Source organism: Fibrella aquatilis (assembly GCF_017353255.1).
In the GTDB taxonomy this organism is placed as follows: domain Bacteria; phylum Bacteroidota; class Bacteroidia; order Cytophagales; family Spirosomataceae; genus Fibrella; species Fibrella aquatilis.
The window spans coordinates 95,343-114,356 of sequence record NZ_JAFMYU010000019.1 but is presented as its reverse complement, the minus strand read 5'-3'; the positions used below and the strand labels follow the sequence as shown (position 1 = coordinate 114,356).

Here is a 19,014-nt window from a genome sequence, read left to right as displayed (position 1 = left end):
GACATATGACGATTGAGATCAATTAAACACCTTCCAGTTGAAGAAGCGCAGGGCAATAAACAGGGTGATACTCAGCACCATCAACAGCACATACAGCCCAATCGAGCCACTTTGTGCACGGCGGAACACCCCCGCGCTGCTCCGCACCGACCAGGCTACACTGCCCACTACGGCGTCGATCACAAATTCGCCGAGGCTGTAGAAGGCATCGCCCAGGCCGCGAACGGGCCGCACAATGAGCCGGTCGTAGAAATCGTCGATGTAGTATTTGCCATACACCACCTGCTGCGGCAACGACCGCGCCTGTGAGTCTGGAGCAGGTACGGCGGCGTTGCGCACGTACATGATGTAGGCAGCTCCGGCCATGATGATAGCCACCCCTGCCGAAATGCTCATCAGCATCAGTTCGGTGCCGTGGTCGAGGGCGTTAGCCTCAAACAAGGCTGGGTTGGCCTGCCGCGCCTGATCGAACAACGGCGACATAAACTCAGCCAGCAGACTATGTCCGCCCAGCACTTCGGGCACGTTCATAAACCCGCCAATTGCCGACAGCACCGCTAGCACGATCAGGGGCAACGTCATGCTCAGCGGCGACTCATGGAGGTGATGTTTTTGTTCGTCTGTACCCCGGAACTCGCCGAAGAAGGTCAGGAACAACAGCCGGAACATATAGAACGATGTCATGGCCGACCCCAGCAAACCCAGCGCCCAAAGCACCTTGCTGTGTTCGTAGACGTGCGCCAGGATTTCATCCTTCGAGAAAAAACCGGCCAGGGGCGGAATACCGGCAATGGCGATGGTGCCAATCAAAAACGTCCAGAACGTAATGGGCAGCGACTTCCGCAGGCCACCCATATTCCGAATGTCCTGTTCGTTGCTCATGGCGTGGATGACGCTGCCGGCACCGAGAAACAGCAGGGCTTTGAAAAAGGCGTGGGTGATAACGTGGAACATACCCGCCGTATAAGCCGCCGCGCCCAGACCCAGAAACATATAGCCCAACTGCGACACCGTAGAGTAGGCCAGCACTTTCTTGATGTCGTTCTGCAACAGACCAATAGAGGCTGCCAGCAGGGCCGTAGCAATGGCAATGCCGCCGATAATGTCGAGCGTGAGCGGGGCCATGCTAAAGAGTACGTTGGCCCGCACCACCATATAAATACCCGCCGTGACCATGGTGGCTGCGTGAATCAGCGCCGACACCGGCGTAGGACCAGCCATGGCGTCGGGGAGCCAGGTGAACAGCGGAATCTGCGCCGATTTGCCCATTGCCCCCACAAACAGCAGCAGCGTAATGGTCAGAATCACGGGCGCACCTACCTCCATGCCCACCACCTGTTCGAACACGTCGGTGTATTCAACCGAGCCGAACGTGGTCATAATCGTGAAAATGCCCAGCAAAAAGCCCAGGTCACCAATGCGGTTCATGACAAAGGCTTTGCGGGCGGCGTTGTTGTAACTCGTGTTGGTGTTCCAGAAGCCGATGAGCAGGTACGAACAAAGCCCCACGCCTTCCCAGCCAATAAACATGATAACGAAGTTGGACCCCAGCACCAGCAAGAGCATAAAGAACAAAAACAGGTTCAGAAACGCCATGAATTTGCCGTAGCCCTCATCATGGTGCATGTAGCCAATGCTGTACAGATGAATGAGCGAGCCAATACCCGTCACGATGCCCAGCATGAGCATAGTGAGCTGATCGATCTGAAACGAGAAGTTGATGTGCATCTCGCCGACGCTGATCCAGTCGAAGAGGGTGGTTTTAATAACGGCGTCGTTGCCCGCGTGGAAATGACCCCAGAGCAGGCAGACGCACAAGAACGCCAGCACCGGCCCCGCCAGACCAACAATACCCACCAGACTGGTCGGCACTTTGCGGAAACCCAGCCCGTTAACGACAAACCCCAGCAGGGGCAGCAGCGGAATTAAGATACAGAGTAGATCAGGAGACATAGAAACCGAAGGGGTTCCAGTTTGGAGTTTACAGTTTAGAGTTTTCAGTTAGCTGACGCTAGAATAAGTTTGCGTCAGCCAACTGAAAACTCTAAACTGTAAACTCCAAACTGGTTTACCATTTAAGCTTGTTGAGCACCCCCACATCGATGGTGCGGATGTTGCGATAGATCATGACAATGATGGCCAGGCCAACCGACACTTCGGCGGCGGCAACAGCCATAATGAAAAAGACGAATACCTGCCCCGTGGGGTCTGACCGGTACGACGAGAAGGCGATGAGGAGGGTGTTCACGGCGTTGAGCATCAATTCGATAGACATGAATATGATGATGGCGTTGCGCCGGGTCAGTACGCCAATGATGCCAATGACAAACAGGGCGGTGCTAAAGATGAGGTAGTAATTCAGCGGAATCTGTTGAATAACCTCAGGAATGGTGACCGCTACGTCGTTTGGTTGCATAAGTGCCAATGAATGTTAACGTGCGGGCAAAGGTAGGATAAAATCTATTTTTCCCGTGAAGCGCCCCGCGAATGCGTCCCATTCAGTGCGCCCGTTAATGAGCGAAGGCGGATTTCGGTGAGGCGGCGTTTGGTATCCAGCGAAAAGTCGCCTTTCTGCATCCAGTCGTAGAAGGCAGGCTCGGTTTTTAGCACGTCGAGCACCAGTTTTCCGGCATGTTTGCCGAAGTTAACCACAGCCTCGCCTTTGTCATTATATACCATCCGCCCGGCCAGATCTACGTTGTTATTGCGGGCAATGGCGTCCAGCGCTTCTACGTCGTTGCTCAGGACGAAATCAAGCTTGCGCCCTTCGTCGCGGATGGGGCGGCCCAGGTGTTGCTGCACCATCGTGTCCAGAATCTCGAACGTGGCAATAGTATCGACTTCGGCACCGTGGGCACCAATCAGTTCTTTCCCGCAAAAATGCCGGTAGGCCGCCGTGAGGTTGCGCGGCTCCATGAGGTGGTAAATGCGCTGCACGTCTACCATCCGCCGGTTTTTCACGTCAAACTCGACGTTGGCGCGGAGAAATTCTTCTACCAGCAGCGGAATATCGAACCGGTTACTGTTGAACCCGGCCAGATCGCAGCCTTCCAGAAACTGTGCCAGCGTGCGGGCAATAGCCTTAAACGGCGGCGCGTCCTTTACGTCGTCGTCATACAGACCGTGTATCAGGCTCGTTTCCAGCGGAATAGGAATACCCGGATTCACCCGAAACGTTTTCACCTGCACCTCCCCCCCTATCATAGCCTTGGCCACGCAGAGTTCCACGATCCGGTCTTTGGCGGGGTTGACGCCCGTGGTTTCAAGGTCGAAAAAGGCCAGTGGCTTCTTCAGGATAAAGTGATGGGTCATGGTCGGCTATGTCTCGCAGGTCGGACTGGTAAGCCACAAAAATACATGAGGATTGCTTCCGGTAAGCGCCGTTCCGAACCCCGCCCCGGCCAACGGTGTTTTATACCTATGACCGAATACCTCAAAGATGCCCTGCGGAAGATCGCTTCGTACTGCGCGTATCAGGAACGGACGCAGCAGGAAGTGCGCAAACGGCTGGACAAATGGGACATCTACGGCGACGATGCCGAAGAGCTTATTGCCGAACTCATCACGCAGGGCTACCTGAGCGAAGAGCGGTTTGCTACCAGTTTTGCAGGAGGTAAATTCCGGGTCATGGGCTGGGGCAAACGCAAGATCTCGCAGGAATTAAAACAGCGCGGCATCACGGGCTACAACCTCAACAAAGCCCTTGCCAACATCACCCCCGACGACTATAAATCCCGCCTCACCGAACTCCTCGACAAAAAGCGCGGCCTCATCCGCGACGATAACCCGCTGATTGTCAAACAAAAATTAGCCCGCTACGCCCTCAGCAAAGGCTACGAATCGAACTTAGTCTGGGAAGTGCTGGGCGCGGAAGAGGAATAAATTTTTAGATGCATTCATGTCCTGTGTGACTTCGCGCTTTAGGCTACGCGCCGCCACACAGGACAGCAAACTATACAAAGGGCGCAACGAGAATAACCTTCGTTGCGCCCTTTGGACTTTAGACATTAAACGTTAAACTTAAAAATCTTCCTCCATCGAGAATTTGCCGACTTCTTTTTCTTTGGTAGTTGAACTCATCACGCCGGCTTTTTGGTACTCGCCTACCTTCTTTTCAAAGAAATTAGTTTTGCCCTGTAGCGAAATCATATCCATGAAATCGAAGGGGTTGGTGGCGTTGTAGATCTTTTGCAACCCCAGCGTTACCAGCAGGTGGTCGGCCACAAACTCGATGTATTGCTTCATCAGGCCCGCGTTCATGCCAATCAGCGAAACGGGCAGGGCGTCGCTCACAAACTCCTGCTCGATCTCTACGGCGTTGCGGATGATGTCGTACACCGCCGCTGGGTCCATTTTGTTGCGGATGTGGTCGGTGTAGAGCAGGCAGGCAAAGTCGCGGTGGAGGCCTTCATCGCGCGAGATCAGCTCGTTGGAGAACGTCAGGCCGGGCATGAGACCCCGCTTCTTCAGCCAGAAGATAGAACAGAACGAACCTGAGAAGAAAATGCCTTCTACGGCTGCAAACGCAATAAGCCGCTCGGCGAAGTTGCCATTTTCGATCCAGCGCAAGGCCCACTCGGCCTTTTTCTGCACACACGGAATGGTGTCAATAGCGTTGAGCAGCCGGTCTTTCTCGTTGGGGTCTTTGATATACGTGTCGATCAGCAACGAGTAGGTCTCCGAGTGGATGTTTTCCATCATGATCTGGAAACCGTAGAAGCATTTCGCCTCGGCATACTGCACTTCAGAAAGGAAATTGACCGCCAGGTTTTCATTCACGATGCCGTCGGAGGCGGCGAAGAAGGCCAGCACGTGCGAGATGAAATGCCGTTCGCCGTCGCCCAGCGCGTTCCAGTCTTTCATGTCCTGCCCAAGATCAATTTCTTCGGCGGTCCAGAACGATGCTTCGTGCTTTTTATACATCTGCCAGATGTCATCGTGCTTGATGGGGAACAGCACAAAGCGGTTTTTATCTTCTTCCAGAATGGGTTCTACACTGACTTCGGTAAGCATAAGGTATGAGTTGTTTAGCGATGAAAGACCGCCTGGTCGGCCCGTTAAAATTGGTTGTGGTAGACAAAAATAACGATTCGACCGGCCCCGCTACCAGTTACCGCCAGATATATTTCTGAGGTTATCCAATGGGCATTTCTGTAAATAAAAAGCACCCAATCCTATCGGAGACGGGTGCTTTTTGATACGTACAGGCAAGTTAAAACAGCGGCTTTAATCTAGTAATTACTCAAGCAATTTACTGATTATCAACCAATTCAGGTTTCAGCTTGTCGGCCAGATGTTTCTTGAATTTTTCTACTTTGGGCGTTGATACACTCATGATGTAGAAATCGTCGGGGTGAGCGCGGTAGTAGCCCTGATGATACACCTCGGCGGGGTAAAACGCCTTAAACGGCACTACCTGCGTCACCACCGGGTCTTTGTATTCGCCCGACGCATTGAACCGGGCAATAGCTGCCTCCAGCGACGCTTTTTCGGCGGGGGTGCGGTAGAACGCCACCGACCGGTATTGGGTACCCCGGTCGGGTCCCTGCCGGTTAAGCGTGGTGGGGTCGTGGGCCATCAGAAAAGCCTTCGCCAGCGTGTCGTAGGGAATCACCTTGGGGTCGTAATACACCTGCACCGACTCGGCATGACCCGTATTACCCGAGCCTACTTCTTCGTAGGTAGGCTGTCCGCCCGGCCCGCCCGCATAGCCCGACACGGCATCACGCACGCCCTTGAGCAATTCAAACTCTTCTTCGATGCACCAGAAGCAGCCCGCCGCAAATGTGGCTACGGCCTCGCCGGGTTTGGGTTCGGGCAGCGGGGCAATGGCGGTGTTTTTGGCTTCGCTCCGGGCTTCTTTATCGGCCGCTTTTTTGGTAGCGCAGCCCGCCGAAAACAGAGCAAGTAACAGGGCAACGGCAACGTAAGGTTTCATAGATCGGATCGGTTTGTTAGCTAACCGTATATACGTATAACCAGCAACCGGATGATTTAGAACGTAAGCGGGTCTAAATTTTTAAAGTGCCCATTCAACCGGATGCGTTCTTTGGTGCGTTCCATGTCGGCTACTACGGGAATGACTTTGTCGAGGTGCTGAATAAGCAGTTGCTGCCGGTCAGACTCGCGGTCGAGGGTTAAAATCTCATATTCCTGCTCAATAGACAGGCCTACTTTATGGCTGATGCGGTACGAAAAATCGGCCCCTTTCTTAGGGTCGTAATCGGTCTCGATCTGCAATAGGTCGTAGAGCCGCCCCAGCCGGTCGAGCAGGGCGTTGAGGTACTGATTGGGCGTAGGGTCAGGGGCGGGCAGCACAAACTGAACGGTACCCCCGGCGTAGAGCTTGCCCGGCAGCGGATTTTGAAATTCGTTCATCTTGAACACGCGTAAGCCCTTGGTTTTCACGTCCATACGCCCGTCATCGTAGCGCTGATGAAGCATCGTTACATGTACTTCGGTACCATAGCCGGGCAGTTTGTTGTCGATGAAGGCGGGGATGCCAAAAGCTTTTTCTTCTTCCAGGCATTCGTTGATGAGCTGCCGATAGCGCGGCTCAAATACGTGTAGATTGAGGTCTTCGCCGGGGTAAACCACCAGGCCGAGGGGAAAGAAAGGAATGGGTGTGTCCATAAAGTGTGCACGAATGAGAGCTTACTGACTGCTTTTTTCAACGCTGATACCCACGCTGACCAAGTCGGGCAGGGGGTCCTGACGCATGTACTGCTTAATGCGAAGGATGTAGGTACCGGGTTTGGGAAATCGGTAGGCCCGTTTCAGCACTACCTTATTATCATACAAATCGCCGAGTCCTTTGCCACGGGGTTGCCCGGTTTTAGGGTCCATCAGCAAGAGTTCGTCCAGACGTGATTCAATCTCGTGGCCTTTTTCGTCGGTGAGGTAGCGGGTCAAATACAGGTTATAGTAGGGGTAGGCCAGTCCGTTGCGTACTGTGTAATACAGGTCGTAGGGAACGGCAGCGTTGGTAATGGTAAACCGAAACGACGGGGTGTTTTTCACGTACCACTTGCCCCCCTCAATGTCCACGTTTTCTTTGTAGACAACAGATGGGTCTTGCTCACAGGCGGTTACGCCCAGGAGCAGGGCAACGTATAAACAATAGTGGCGCATACGGATTCCTTTAACAACGTACACAAAGCTACTCACGAAGCAGTTCATCACCCCAACGTATGCTAACCCAGCTAGCCCGCCTCGATGCACACCACCGGCTACTCATTGGCCTCGGCGTGGCAGCCATTGCGCTTGGTGTTTCTTATCAAATCCTCACCCTGCCTATTCGTGTACTGGTCGTTTACTTGTCCTATTCGTTGACAATCAACGCGTTGACGCTCATCACTATGGCAAATTTACATCCTAGCGAAACCCGACAAACGTACAAGCTTCAGGATCAGGGGCGGGTGTTTATACTACTATTTGCTGTTTCAGCGGCCTTTGCCAGCCTGTTTGGCGTTGTTTTTTTGGTCGACATGGTGAAGCAAGCCGACCCTGGGCACCTTAAGCTCTACGCGGGACTGTCGGTGATTACGGTGCTCAGCTCCTGGACACTGTTGCACACCCTGTTTACTCTTCGCTACGGCCACATGTACTATCGGTCTAACCCCGGCACAGGCCTGAACTTTCCGGATACCGAAAATCCTGACTATCAAGACTTTGCTTACGTGGCGTTTGGCATTGGCATGACTAGTCAGGTGGCCGACGTTGGCCCTACCAATCAGCGTTTCCGGCGCATGGTGTTGCAACACAGCCTCATCTCATTTGGCTTCAACACCCTCATCATCGCCCTCAGTATCAACGTCGTGGCCAGTTTGTTGTAGTAGCGGGCTGGCGGAGGGGCATTACGGCTTTTCACTCGCTAAGTTTTCTCGTGCTGCCTTGCGATACTTAGCTGAAAGGGGCAATTTGCCTTGATAAAACCGCATCGCTTTTCATGTTTACGCAAGCCGATCTTGACCAAATTGCCGCGCAGGGTGCTTCAGTAGCCCTGGTGGAAAGACAAATACAGCATTTCGTCGACGGGTTTCCTTTCCTCCACGTCATCCGCGCCGCCACCATCGGCGATGGCATGGTTCACGTGCCCGACGACCGTCTGACGCGCTACATCCGTCAGTATGACGAGCAGGCGGGCGACCTCGACCTCATGAAATTCGTACCGGCGTCGGGGGCGGCCACACGCATGTTCAAATCGCTGTTTGCGGCGCTGGAAGGCAAATCAGACAAGGCTACTGACCAGTTTTTTGAGCGTCTCGACGACTTCGCTTTCTACGACGACCTGAAAGCCGCCCTGGCTAAAGACGGTCTGGAGCTAGATCAGTTACTGACCGCTAACGACCGCCACACGGTGCTCACCTACCTGCTTACCGACAAAGGCCTGAACTATGGTAGTTTGCCCAAAGGCCTGCTGAAATTCCATAACTACGCTGACGGCCCGCGCACACCTGTGGAAGAACACTTGGTAGAAGGAGCCGCCTACGCCAACGCCGATGGGCAGGTACGGGTCCATTTCACGGTCTCACCCGAGCATCGGCAGCATTTTGAAACCCTCATTAACAATGAGCTGGCTGACTATGAGTCGTGGCTGGGGGTCGATATCCAGGTGTCGTTTTCAGAACAGAAAAAGGCTACCGATACCATTTCGGTGAACATGGACAACACGCCCTTCCGCAATGCCGACAACTCGCTGCTATTTCGGCCGGCGGGACACGGGGCACTGATTGAGAACCTTAACGACATCGACGCGGACATCGTGTTCATCAAAAACGTGGATAACGTGGTACCCGACGAGTTGAAGGAGACCACCGTCACGTTCAAAAAAGTGCTCGCCACGGTGCTTCTCGATGCCCAGAAGCAACTCTTCCGCTTCCAGGAATTACTAGCCGACGATAGCCCCAGCGAGGGTGTACTGACCGAAGTAGATACGTTCTTGCGCCAGACCCTGTGCGTGACCCCACCGGCTGGTTTCGAGAACCAAAGCACCGCCGACAAGCTGACTTATTTCCGTCAGAAACTCGACCGGCCCATTCGGGTGTGTGGCATGGTGAAGAACGTGGGCGAACCCGGCGGCGGACCATTCTGGGCCAAAAACGCCGACGGTTCGGTGTCGTTGCAGGTGGTCGAATCGGCGCAGATTGATATGGACGACGCGTCGCAAAAAGCCATTTTTGAACAGGCCACGCACTTTAACCCCGTCGATCTGGTGTGTAGCCTAAAAAACCGGCAGGGTGAAAAATACCACCTCCCTGATTTCCGCGACCCGCTGACGGGCTTTGTGACCCAGAAATCGAAAGACGGCAAAGACCTGAAAGCGCAGGAGTTGCCCGGCCTCTGGAACGGTGCCATGGCCAACTGGAACACCCTGTTTGTGGAGGTGCCACTCATCACGTTCAACCCCGTAAAAACCGTCAACGACCTGCTCCGCGCCGAACACCAGCCAGCAGAAATTGGTCATTAGTTATTCGCTGCGCTGTCATTGGTCGTATCCCGTCGGACCGTACCAATGACTAATGACCAAAAACAAACCCCTCACTGGTTTTAGCCAGTGAGGGGTTTGTTCTTGAAATAGAAGTAGCGTTATATCATACGCAGACCATGAGTTAGGCCGACATGAGGCCGACGTCTGAGCCAGAAACGGCAGGTGAGCCAATCGAAATCTCTTTTGTTTCCAGCGACTCCAAGTTCTGGAACGTCAGCAGCGAGGTGTTCTCATATACACCTAAGTTCGCATCCCGAACGCGCTCCATAATGGGTTTCAGGGCACAGGTAACTTCGTCTTCGCAGTCGTCGCATTTCACGTAGAAATTCAATGAAACGCAGGGAGTAGGAGCAATGGGGCCGTCGATCACACGCAATACCTGGGCCAGATTCACGCGGGCCGGGTCTATGCGGAGCAGGTAGCCGCCGCCTTTGCCTTTTTGGCTTTGCAGAATGCCGTGGTTACGCAATTCGAGCAGAATAGCTTCCAGAAATTTTTTGGGAATGCTCTCTTTTGCCGAAATGTAAGAGATGAGAACGGGACCCTTACCAAACTCTTCGGTAAGTACTTTGAGCGCCTTAATGGCGTACTTTGCTTTCTTTGAGATCATTGGTTACGGTAGTCGAACCGTTCATCGCGGCTAGGTGAGAAGAAACACAGATTAGGTAGTAATTACCAAACAACAAACGCCGAAGTTAGTAACCAACTCTATATCAGTCAAATTTTAACTTCGTCAATTACCAAGTCTATCATATATCGGGCCAAAAAAGTTCCTATACTCTATAGGCATACCGTTTCATCTCCCGTTCAATACTTTCCCTATAGGGGTGAAAATCAACTTGCAATGTATGCCGCGCCGACTCTTTATATCGCTGCAGGTTCTGTTCGGCATCACGCCTAATAGCCCCCAGCATGGTGGTGCGGTCAGGTAGGCGGCACTCGCCCACAATTAGGCTGGCAATCCAGTTAGCCTGCATTTCGGCCAGGGGCATAATGGCCCCCAACGGTTGCACCAGTCCCTGAAAATACAACCCCGGATAGTCGGGATGCACCACCCGCCGGTACAATTGCAGGTTATTGTCAGCTTCGACGTTGATGAAATCAGGAGCAAAAAACGGGAACGTCACCTTGTAGCCTGTGGCATAGATAACCATGTCGAACCGTTGCCGGGTGCCGTCGATAAAGACCACGTCGTGGCCCTCAAACAACTGAATATTAGGCTTAAACTGCACCAGTCCCCGACCTACTATGTTAAGCAGATCCTGCGAAATGGTGGGATGCTCACTCAACAAGGGGCGCTTGGGTACGGGCACTCCGTAAGCATCTTGCCGCCCCCGCGCCAGCAATAACGAGGCTTTCAGCAATAGCCGTTGCAGGGTCATGGGCAGTTTGGCCGTGAGCGGGCTGGCCAGCGAATCAAACGGCATGCCCATTAACCAGTTTGGAAGAATATAGGCCCCACTCCGCGTAGAAATAACTACTTTATTACCAGTGGCTTGCCGGGCGGCTTCGCAGGCAATATCGACCGCCGAGTTGCCAATGCCTACAATCAGGATGTCTTTGCCCTGAATTTGTTCGGGCACTTTATAATCGTGCGAATGCATCACCTGCCCTGCAAACTGCCCTGGAAAAGCAGGGTCGGGATAGCGCGGATTCCAGTGGTGACCGTTCGAGACAATTACGTGGTCGTAGGTGTGTTCCTTCCCATCGCTGGTGCTTACGCGATAGCCCCCCCCCTCATTACGCCGCACGTTGGTCACGGTGGTGTTGTAGGTGATCTTGTCGGCTATGCCGAAGTGCTGTACGTAGTTTTCGAAATACTGGATAATCTGGCTATGGTGCGGAAACATGGCATAATCGGCGGGCATCGGAAAATCGCTGTAGGCCATCACCATACGATTGGTGTTGATGTGCAGCGACCGGTAAGCACTTGACATGCCGTTGTCGTTATTGTAGCGCCAGTTGCCCCCAATGGCCGATCCTTTCTCAAAACAGTCGAAGGCTATACCCTTCTGTTGCAGCACTTTAGCGGCCGAAATGCCCGACGAACCGGCCCCGATAATACAAACAGTAGGTGTCATAACGCAGTAGCAGGCTGAGGTTGTAATGTCTGAAGAAAAGGGGTTATCAGGCCCGCTATGATCCGGGCACCTATGCTGTTGAAATGGAGCATATCCTGGGTAAGCTGATTGCCGTTGGCGGCACAGATTTGGTCCCACGAATGGCCAAACAGATAATGACGGGCTACACTCACCGTCAACAACCGCCGCGCCGCCTCATAACCGTAACGTCGTTTGGTAGGGAAATCGCCTAGGTAAGCCTTCATCTCTTCGCGCACGGGCAGGTAGGTGAGGCCTTCGTCAATACATAACTGTTTAATAAACAGACTATAGCTATCAGCGCGTAGGTTGGCTTCGTGGGTAAGGTCTTCGCCCATAACAGGCAGTGACGCCAGCGCAATACGGGCCTTTGTTTCAGCCCGTAACCGACTGATGATCTGCCGATAGTTAGCCTGAAACGACTCGAAACTGGGCGTTACGCCGGGGTCAATTCGCCCGATGTCGCGGTATTCTTTCAGCCGCCACTGGCTCAGTGTGGCGTTAACATCATTGGTACCAATCAGCACCGTAACCAGGTCGGGCTGAAGTTGAATAACATCGTCCAGCCGGTCGAGCAGGGTGTAAGTCAGGTCGGCGTTACGTCCAGCGTTGAAAAACTGCCAGGGCCTATCGGCAAAGGTGGTCGCTAGCAGATCGACGTAGTTAGCCCCTGTGTTGCCGTGGGTGATGCTATCTCCAATGCAGACAACTACCTGTTTATCAGCCAGTTTCAGTGCCGTATTGGGGTAATTTTCTGGCCGGTGGTGTAGCACTTTGCTGCGTAGCCAGAAGTAAACGCCAACCGGAATGCTGAGCAAAAGGCCGACAATTACATACCACATAAATAGACCGATGTCAAGATTTTATAAAACAAAACTTATAAAACAAAGGTAGGCCTTTTTGTTCAGTTGCCAGACAGCAAACCACCACGACCACAAAAAAACCGATACCCGGCTAGGGTATCGGTTAATAATATTCAACATCGTTCTGCTTTATGTGGTCACATCGGCGAGTTCTTCTTCGCGGATGGGTTGGCCCAACAGCGTGGCAAAGCGATTCACGTTGAAGGTAGGCTCAAACCAGACCTCGCCCAGCACGGGGTGCTTCACCGGCACGTCGGGATTCTGTATCTCCGCCAGCAATACGCCCGTTTCGCCAGTGGTGTGCTGCTTCACCTGCCTGATGGTGTAAAGCGTATCTTTCTTCGGCGTTTGTACCCCAAATTCGGCGTAGAAGGCCAACACAGGGGCCGGAAACTTGTCGTTTGTGCAGATAACTTCCATAATCAATAAGACTTACTCTGTTGAAAAACGGTCTCGCTCTGTCGAAAGTTCGGGTGGCTTTACGGGCCAGTCGGCAGCTACCTGCTCACAAACGGCCAGGAAGTTATTCACCACCGGATTCGGGTCGTTCATGCGCCAGATCAGATAGAGCTGTGTGCTGTTAGGCAGGATCAGGAAACGCAGGTTGAGCGAGGTACCCGACTGGTAAGAAATAGGCAATACCGCCAAGCCTAGCCCTTTTTCTACCAGCCGCAAGATGGTGGCCCCGTAGTTAGACTCATAGCGGGCTTTTGGCGTGTAACCATGCGTGGCAAACAGGCTTAGTAGTTGCCTGGTGTAGGTGATGCTCTTGCCCAGAGCAGGCAGAATAAATGGCTCATCGTGGCACTGCGCCAAACTCGTAAACGTGCTGGGGTTGAGCCAATGATTGCGCGGCAATACCAGGGAAAAAGGTTCTTCCAGCACCATTCGGCTGCTCAGGCGCGGGTCCTGCGGCAACTCACGCACAAAACCGACATCAATTTTTTGTTGCAACAGCGCCTCCTGCAACTCAACCTCGTTGACCTCACGCAACGAGGTGACTACACCGGGATACAGCCGCGAAAAGTCGGCCAGTGCATCGGGCAGGACAGAGTAGAGGGCTGATCCGGGATGGCCAATGCGTAGGTCGCCGAGGTCACCGTTGTGAATACGCTGCGCTTGCTCAGTGAGGTGGTCCAGGGTATCGAACCAAGAGCCTAGCTGTTCGTTGAGGTATGCTCCGGCGGCTGTCAGGCGCACAGTTCGCTTGTCGCGGTCGAACAAACGCACACCCATAGCATCTTCCAGGCTCTGAATTTGCCTGCTAAGGGCCGGTTGCGCCACAAATAATTTCTCGGCCGCCCGTGAGTAGTTCAGATCGGTAGCCACCTGACGAAATGCGCGTAATAAGCGTAGTTCCATGGATTAACTGGTTATGCCCCGGCGGCATCAATCCATGTAAAAATAGCATTTCCGAACATAAATAAAGATGCAGTGCTTTACAATCAAGTCATTGATCTCCACTCAGTTTAGACGCGCTGCTTTATGAAAAACGCCTACTACAGCTTCCTAACAGCTTTCGTCTTCAGCCTGTTAGCATTATCGACCAGCTATGCACAGCTGAGCGAAACCTATGTCAATGGCATAGGGTCTGAGACTATTCGGCAAGAGGCCTTCACGCTAATCATCACACCTGTGGGTGGCGCACTGCTCGATATATCGATCGACAAAAACCCCTATGCCAACACGAGTATACGGTTACGAGACGACCAAAAAACAACGATATACACTGCTCACTCACGATCTGACAACCCGCTGTTTGCCCGTCGGCTTGACCTGCGGGAATTAGACAATGGCACGTATTGGCTCGACGTCTGGGTAGATAAAAAGCACGTTGTGCGGCGCCTACAACTGACTTCTGTAAACGGCGAATACCAAGCCGTCATACTTCCCTAACGAACATCCAGCACCCAGGAAGGGTTACCTCCGGCCTATGCACAGCACAGACGATCCGTACCAGCCACTGGGCAGGAGTTTACTTTCCCAATACATCAGGTGGCCAATAAGGCCATGGGCCAGCGCAACAACGCCTTTGGGAGGTCGTTGCTGCTCGTTGCGGTCAGTACGCGAAAACCGCGTTTTAGCAAAAAGCAGGCAGTAAAGCGATTGAAAAAAGTATCGGTTCGTAACAACCTGAAACCCAAGCGCCTCCACCACCCGGCGCATATCGGGCAGGCTATAGCGCATAAAGTGACGGTTAAATTCGTCGAAATTCGTCCAGATTTCCTGCCGGGCTGGCACGGTGAAGACCAGTTCTGTCACATTGGGGTAAGCCTTCAGAATAGTTTCCAGAAAAGGAATGGGCTGCTCAATGTGTTCGATGACGTCGAAAAATGTGAGCGCCCCCACCTGAAGTCGTAACGTCTCGGGCAGCTCGGTCACGTTCGTTTTGTAGTGTATCGGTACCGTGTTGTTGGGCATGGGGTTCGAATCACCCAGTTCGGCGCCCTCAATAACAACCCCATGTTTGAAGAGGTAATCGGTCACAATACCCCGTCCACTACCCACATCCATATATAACAAACCAGGCGATAACGCATTCATTATCAGTCGATTTCGGCAGGTATGCCAAAAATTCGCTTCGATACCCTGGGGATATATTTCGTCAAACTCTTCGTCGGTAAACGCCGTTTCGTCGCTGGTTATGGCACGATTAGTCATTGGCTTGGGATTTAAACAAAACGCTAAATCATCTTGTAACCCCATAGGTTGTAGGCATTTACTCAACGACGAACGCAAGCCGAAAGGTATCTAAGAATAGCATGAGCTTGTGTATCAGCCCTCAAACAAATTACCCAATTGCCCCAGCACCGAACCGCCCTCTTTGTTGGCGTTGCCACCATAGGGTGCCAGCCGCTGAATGAGTTTCGAAATGGGCATAGACTGAATCCAGACGGTACCCGTGCCGCGCAATGTGGCCAAGAAGATGCCTTCGCCGCCAAACACCATGCTACGCAAGCCCCCCGACCGCTCGACGCTGAAGTCGATTTGTGGTTCGAAACCCACCACACAGCCGGTGTCTACCCGAATGGTTTCATTGTTAAGCTGCCGTTTCATTACCACCCCACCGGCGTGAATAAACGCCATGCCATCGCCCTGCACTTTTTCAAGGATGAACCCCTCACCGCCAAACAGGCCCGCGCCCAGTTTTTGGTTAAAATGAATGCTGAGTTTTGTGCCCAACGCGGCACACAAAAAGGCATCTTTCTGCACAACCAGGGTATTCTGGTAAATATTGGCCAAATTGATGGGCATGACTGTGCCGGGATACGGAGCCGCAAACGCCACCTTTTTCTTGCCACTTCCCCGGTTGGTGAAGTGCGTCATAAACAGCGATTCGCCCATGACCAGCCGCGAGCCGGCCTGCATCAGCTTGCCTAGAAAGCCCCCAGTTGCCTGCGAGCCGTCGCCCATTTTGGTTTCAAACGTGATGCCGTCTTCCATAAACAACATCGCCCCGGCTTCGGCAATGACGGTTTCGTTGGGGTCCAGTTCTATTTCAACGACCTGGATGTCCTCGCCAATAATCTTGTAGTCTATCTCGTGAGAAGTCATGTTTCACCAGTGGATTGGTTATGACACGAAAGCTATCAGATTAGCCGATTTGACCCGAAGGAAATTGGATAAACGGACGTGGAAGGGGCTTTGATGTTCAAAGTCTAAGGTCTAAAGTTTAAAGTTGGCTGACGCAAGAGACTAAGTGCGTCAGCCAACTTTAAACTTTAGACCTTAAACTTTGAACCTTGTTCCCCTCTTTTACTTCCCTTCGTCGGGCAGAATGTCATCGGTTTCGTCGAAGAGTTTTTCGGGGTCGTCGGCCTCATCAGCATCGTCGTCGCTGTCAGGTGATTCACCCTTGAGGGCTTTCAAATCGTCGCGGTGGCGTAGTTTTTTATCGTCTACAGTCCGGTTCAGAAACTGGTTGATCTTGTCGATCTCGAAGCTCGTGACGATCTCGCCGAACGAGTTAATCTCAATATTGAACCCTTCGAGTTCTTTGTGTACCCGTGGCTTTTCTGGCTCGTCGGGGTTGGGGAGTGGTTTCTTCTTAGCCATAAACTGACGGATGTAGGGAAGTTGCTGTATCGTTAGCCTGGTCCATGATTCAAACCGTGGACTAGAACATGCATTGCTTTGCAGTTAACTGAATAAGCCAGACTACAGTTTTGCCAGTGCATTCTCCAGTCGTGCCACTACCCCCTCTTTGCCCATGATCTGCATGCTCAGCATCAGATCGGGGCCAACGCCAGAGCCGGTGAGGGCCAGGCGCATAGCCTGCATGATCTTGCCCTGTTTGATGCCCGCGGCCGTGAGGGTGTCAGCCAGAAGGTGTTTAATCGCATCGGCTTCAAAAGGACCATCGTAAGTCAGCAGCGCGTCGCGAAAGACGGTCACGGCCTTGCGGGCGTCGTCGTTCCACTTGGCGGCGCGGATGGCTTCATCGTAGGTGTTGGGGGCATAGAAAATGGTATGGGCTTCGGGGAAAATGTCCCTGGCGAAGCTTACTCGCTCCTTCAGCAAACGCACCACCGCTTCGGCCTTTTCGGGCGGACAATCCAGTCCAGCGGCGGTTGCCTGCGTTTGTACGGCGGGGGCCAACTCAGCATCGGGCCGCTGACGCAGGTACTGCTGGTTGAACCAATCGGCCTTTTCAATATCGAAACGGGCACCACCTTTGTGGATTTTCTCCAGGTCGAATGCCTCGATCAGCTCGTCCATTCCGAAGAGTTCCTGCTCAGTGCCGGGGTTCCAGCCTAGCAGGGAGAGGAAATTGACTAGGGCTTCGGGCAAATAGCCGTCTTCGCGGAAACCCCGTGCCACGGTACCACTAAATGGGTCGGTCCATTGCAGTGGGAAGATCGGGAAACCACCCAAATCAGCATCGCGCTTGCTTAGCTTGCCGTTGCCTTCAGGTTTCAGCAGCAGGGGCAGGTGGGCAAATTGCGGCATGGTGGCCTCCCAACCCAGGTACCGATACAGCAATACGTGCAGCGGAGCCGAAGGCAACCATTCCTCCCCCCGAATCACGTGCGAGATGTTCATCAAATGATCATCAACCACGTTGGCCAGGTGATAGGTAGGCAGCCCGTCAGACTTCAACAGTACCTTATCGTCAATGGCCGATGAATGCACGTTGACCCAGCCGCGCACGATGTCGTTGAGCCTAACTTCCTCTTTGCGAGGCGTTTTCAACCGAATCACGTGCGGTTCACCCCCCTCAATGCGGGCCTTCACATCGGCGGCGGGCATGGTGAGGGCGTTGCGCATCTGTAGTCGGGTAATGGCGTTATACTGCGCGGCGGGGGCGTTGGCTTCTTCCAGCCGCTTGCGCATGGCGTCGAGTTCGTCGGCAGTGTCGAAGGCGTAATAGGCTTTACCTTCTTCTACCAGCCGGAGAGCCTCGCGCTGGTAAATCTCGCGCCGTTCCGACTGCCGGTAAGGTGCATCAGGCCCCAGGGGACCATTGGCAGTTTGCCCCTCGTCGATCTGGATACCTACCCAGTTGAGGGCCTCAATAATATAGCTTTCAGCCCCCGGCACAAACCGATTTTGGTCGGTGTCTTCAATACGGAGGAGCATTTTGCCGCCCGTTTTCCGGGCGAACAGGTAGTTATACAGTGCCGTACGGACCCCGCCAATGTGGAGCGGACCGGTGGGACTGGGTGCAAAACGGACGCGCACGTCGCGAACTAAATCAGGCATATCATGGTGTCAAAAACGAACTTGCAAAAATACACCCACAAAGGAGTCTTCTGTTTACTGTTTACCGAAGACCCCCTTGTTATGATGCCCGCAGGCGGTGGATGAACTCGTCTTTGAAATTTTTGCTCATGGGCACACTGTGCTTACCCAGCGTCACCTCATGGTCGCTGAAGGTGTCTACCTGACTCACGTTGACGGCAAATGACCGGTGTATCCTGACAAACCGTTTGGCGGGCATTTTCTCCAGAACGGAGGTTAGCGGTAGCCTAAGGGCATACTTGCGAACTTGGGTCACAAACGTAGTATATATATTGTCGGCTTCGAGCAAGACAATATCGGCTAGGTTTACTTTTACAAACTGGTAACCCTGCTTCAGAAATAGCTGGTCGTTTACCAGCAAAATGGGGTCTCGCACCAGGTCACGTTCAGTAGGCGAGGTTGTCGTTGCCATATCGGCAGGTGCTACGTCGGGGCTGTTGCGCTGCACAAAATTATGGATGGCTAGGTCAATAGCCAATCGTAAACTACTGATATCGAACGGTTTAGACAAGTACGCGGCAGGATAAGTCTGTTTGGCGCGGCCAACGGTTTCGTTGTCAGCGTAAGCCGTTAGGTAGATCACTGGCACGGGGCGTTGCTGCATAAGCTGGTGAACGGTCTCAATACCATCCCACGGCCCTTTGATCTGAATATCGGTTAAAATCAGGTCAACAGGATTGGCCATAAACAGGCTCAGGGCCTTGGCGCCGTTGTTTGCTACACCTACTACCGTATAGCCTTCGGCTTCTAATTTATCGCTGAGGGTCATGGCCAGAACAGCCTCATCCTCGATCACTAAAATATGTACAGGGGTGTGCAT

Annotated in this window: 21 protein-coding genes; 4 read left to right on the top strand and 17 right to left on the bottom strand. The window is 53.1% G+C overall.

Annotated elements, in window-relative coordinates; translation table 11 throughout:
- Positions 1 to 18: 18 nt before the first annotated feature.
- The 3 genes from nuoL to J2I48_RS20655 all read right to left on the bottom strand — a co-directional run bounded on the left by nuoL (position 19) and on the right by J2I48_RS20655 (position 3,312).
- Positions 19 to 1,953, bottom strand: coding sequence for an NADH-quinone oxidoreductase subunit L (gene nuoL, locus J2I48_RS20665; RefSeq protein WP_207337401.1), 1,935 nt, complete (start codon positions 1,951 to 1,953; stop codon positions 19 to 21).
- Positions 1,954 to 2,068: 115 nt separating this feature from the next.
- On the bottom strand, positions 2,069 to 2,416 hold the full coding sequence (nuoK, locus tag J2I48_RS20660; RefSeq protein WP_229376565.1) for an NADH-quinone oxidoreductase subunit NuoK: 348 nt from the start codon (positions 2,414 to 2,416) through the stop codon (positions 2,069 to 2,071).
- Between the two features lie 44 nt (positions 2,417 to 2,460).
- Entirely contained in the window at positions 2,461 to 3,312 is an 852-nt protein-coding gene (locus J2I48_RS20655) for a 3'-5' exonuclease (protein ID WP_207337400.1), read from the bottom strand.
- Positions 3,313 to 3,420: 108 nt separating this feature from the next.
- Here J2I48_RS20655 and J2I48_RS20650 point away from each other — a divergent pair, with 108 nt between their 5' ends.
- Complete coding sequence (locus tag J2I48_RS20650) at positions 3,421 to 3,882, top strand: regulatory protein RecX (protein WP_207337399.1); 462 nt, start codon at positions 3,421 to 3,423, stop codon at positions 3,880 to 3,882.
- Positions 3,883 to 4,020: 138 nt separating this feature from the next.
- On the opposite strand, the gene J2I48_RS20645 is transcribed toward J2I48_RS20650, so the two are convergent.
- The 4 genes from J2I48_RS20645 to J2I48_RS20630 all read right to left on the bottom strand — a co-directional run bounded on the left by J2I48_RS20645 (position 4,021) and on the right by J2I48_RS20630 (position 7,131).
- Positions 4,021 to 5,013 (bottom strand): ribonucleoside-diphosphate reductase small subunit, encoded by a 993-nt coding sequence (locus J2I48_RS20645; RefSeq protein WP_207337398.1) that lies wholly within the window; start codon positions 5,011 to 5,013, stop codon positions 4,021 to 4,023.
- Positions 5,014 to 5,251: 238 nt separating this feature from the next.
- Positions 5,252 to 5,938 (bottom strand): peptide-methionine (S)-S-oxide reductase MsrA, encoded by a 687-nt coding sequence (gene msrA, locus J2I48_RS20640; protein WP_207337397.1) that lies wholly within the window; start codon positions 5,936 to 5,938, stop codon positions 5,252 to 5,254.
- A 56-nt stretch (positions 5,939 to 5,994) separates the two neighbouring features.
- Positions 5,995 to 6,633, bottom strand: coding sequence for an LON peptidase substrate-binding domain-containing protein (locus tag J2I48_RS20635; RefSeq protein ID WP_207337396.1), 639 nt, complete (start codon positions 6,631 to 6,633; stop codon positions 5,995 to 5,997).
- 21 nt (positions 6,634 to 6,654) lie between these two features.
- Positions 6,655 to 7,131: a gliding motility lipoprotein GldH gene (locus tag J2I48_RS20630; RefSeq protein WP_207337395.1), complete on the bottom strand. Its 477-nt coding sequence runs from the start codon at positions 7,129 to 7,131 to the stop codon at positions 6,655 to 6,657.
- Positions 7,132 to 7,190: 59 nt separating this feature from the next.
- Between J2I48_RS20630 and J2I48_RS20625 the strand changes: the two genes are divergently transcribed.
- Together J2I48_RS20625 and J2I48_RS20620 are read left to right on the top strand one after the other, a co-directional pair.
- Entirely contained in the window at positions 7,191 to 7,835 is a 645-nt protein-coding gene (locus J2I48_RS20625) for a DUF1345 domain-containing protein (RefSeq protein ID WP_207337394.1), read from the top strand.
- Positions 7,836 to 7,948: 113 nt separating this feature from the next.
- Positions 7,949 to 9,469, top strand: a complete 1,521-nt coding sequence (locus J2I48_RS20620; protein ID WP_207337393.1) for a DUF4301 family protein — start codon at positions 7,949 to 7,951, stop codon at positions 9,467 to 9,469.
- 142 nt (positions 9,470 to 9,611) lie between these two features.
- Here the strand turns inward: J2I48_RS20620 and J2I48_RS20615 are convergent, their stop codons facing one another.
- The 5 genes from J2I48_RS20615 to J2I48_RS20595 all read right to left on the bottom strand — a co-directional run bounded on the left by J2I48_RS20615 (position 9,612) and on the right by J2I48_RS20595 (position 13,814).
- Positions 9,612 to 10,100, bottom strand: coding sequence for an RrF2 family transcriptional regulator (locus J2I48_RS20615; RefSeq protein ID WP_207337392.1), 489 nt, complete (start codon positions 10,098 to 10,100; stop codon positions 9,612 to 9,614).
- A 163-nt stretch (positions 10,101 to 10,263) separates the two neighbouring features.
- On the bottom strand, positions 10,264 to 11,571 hold the full coding sequence (locus J2I48_RS20610; RefSeq protein WP_207337391.1) for a flavin-containing monooxygenase: 1,308 nt from the start codon (positions 11,569 to 11,571) through the stop codon (positions 10,264 to 10,266).
- The gene (locus J2I48_RS20605; protein ID WP_207337390.1) at positions 11,568 to 12,431 is read right to left on the bottom strand and encodes an SGNH/GDSL hydrolase family protein; all 864 of its coding nucleotides are present in this window, start codon (positions 12,429 to 12,431) and stop codon (positions 11,568 to 11,570) included. Before J2I48_RS20605 ends, J2I48_RS20610 begins: the two co-directional genes overlap by 4 nt.
- 150 nt (positions 12,432 to 12,581) lie before the next feature.
- A complete protein-coding gene (locus J2I48_RS20600) occupies positions 12,582 to 12,872 on the bottom strand; it encodes a hypothetical protein (RefSeq protein ID WP_207337389.1) in 291 nt (96 codons plus the stop codon).
- A 12-nt stretch (positions 12,873 to 12,884) separates the two neighbouring features.
- Positions 12,885 to 13,814: a LysR family transcriptional regulator gene (locus J2I48_RS20595; RefSeq protein ID WP_207337388.1), complete on the bottom strand. Its 930-nt coding sequence runs from the start codon at positions 13,812 to 13,814 to the stop codon at positions 12,885 to 12,887.
- A 123-nt stretch (positions 13,815 to 13,937) separates the two neighbouring features.
- On the opposite strand from J2I48_RS20595, the gene J2I48_RS20590 reads away from it, so the two are divergent.
- Positions 13,938 to 14,348, top strand: a complete 411-nt coding sequence (locus J2I48_RS20590; RefSeq protein WP_207337387.1) for a hypothetical protein — start codon at positions 13,938 to 13,940, stop codon at positions 14,346 to 14,348.
- A gap of 24 nt (positions 14,349 to 14,372) precedes the next feature.
- On the opposite strand, the gene J2I48_RS20585 is transcribed toward J2I48_RS20590, so the two are convergent.
- From J2I48_RS20585 to J2I48_RS20565, 5 genes are all read right to left on the bottom strand, one after another.
- Positions 14,373 to 15,113 (bottom strand): methyltransferase domain-containing protein, encoded by a 741-nt coding sequence (locus J2I48_RS20585; protein WP_207337386.1) that lies wholly within the window; start codon positions 15,111 to 15,113, stop codon positions 14,373 to 14,375.
- 114 nt (positions 15,114 to 15,227) lie between these two features.
- A complete protein-coding gene (locus J2I48_RS20580) occupies positions 15,228 to 16,007 on the bottom strand; it encodes a TIGR00266 family protein (RefSeq protein ID WP_207337385.1) in 780 nt (259 codons plus the stop codon).
- A gap of 201 nt (positions 16,008 to 16,208) precedes the next feature.
- Positions 16,209 to 16,508, bottom strand: a complete 300-nt coding sequence (locus tag J2I48_RS20575; protein ID WP_207337384.1) for a hypothetical protein — start codon at positions 16,506 to 16,508, stop codon at positions 16,209 to 16,211.
- Between the two features lie 102 nt (positions 16,509 to 16,610).
- Entirely contained in the window at positions 16,611 to 18,155 is a 1,545-nt protein-coding gene (gltX, locus tag J2I48_RS20570; RefSeq protein WP_207337383.1) for a glutamate--tRNA ligase, read from the bottom strand.
- A gap of 79 nt (positions 18,156 to 18,234) precedes the next feature.
- A complete protein-coding gene (locus J2I48_RS20565) occupies positions 18,235 to 19,014 on the bottom strand; it encodes a response regulator (protein ID WP_207337382.1) in 780 nt (259 codons plus the stop codon).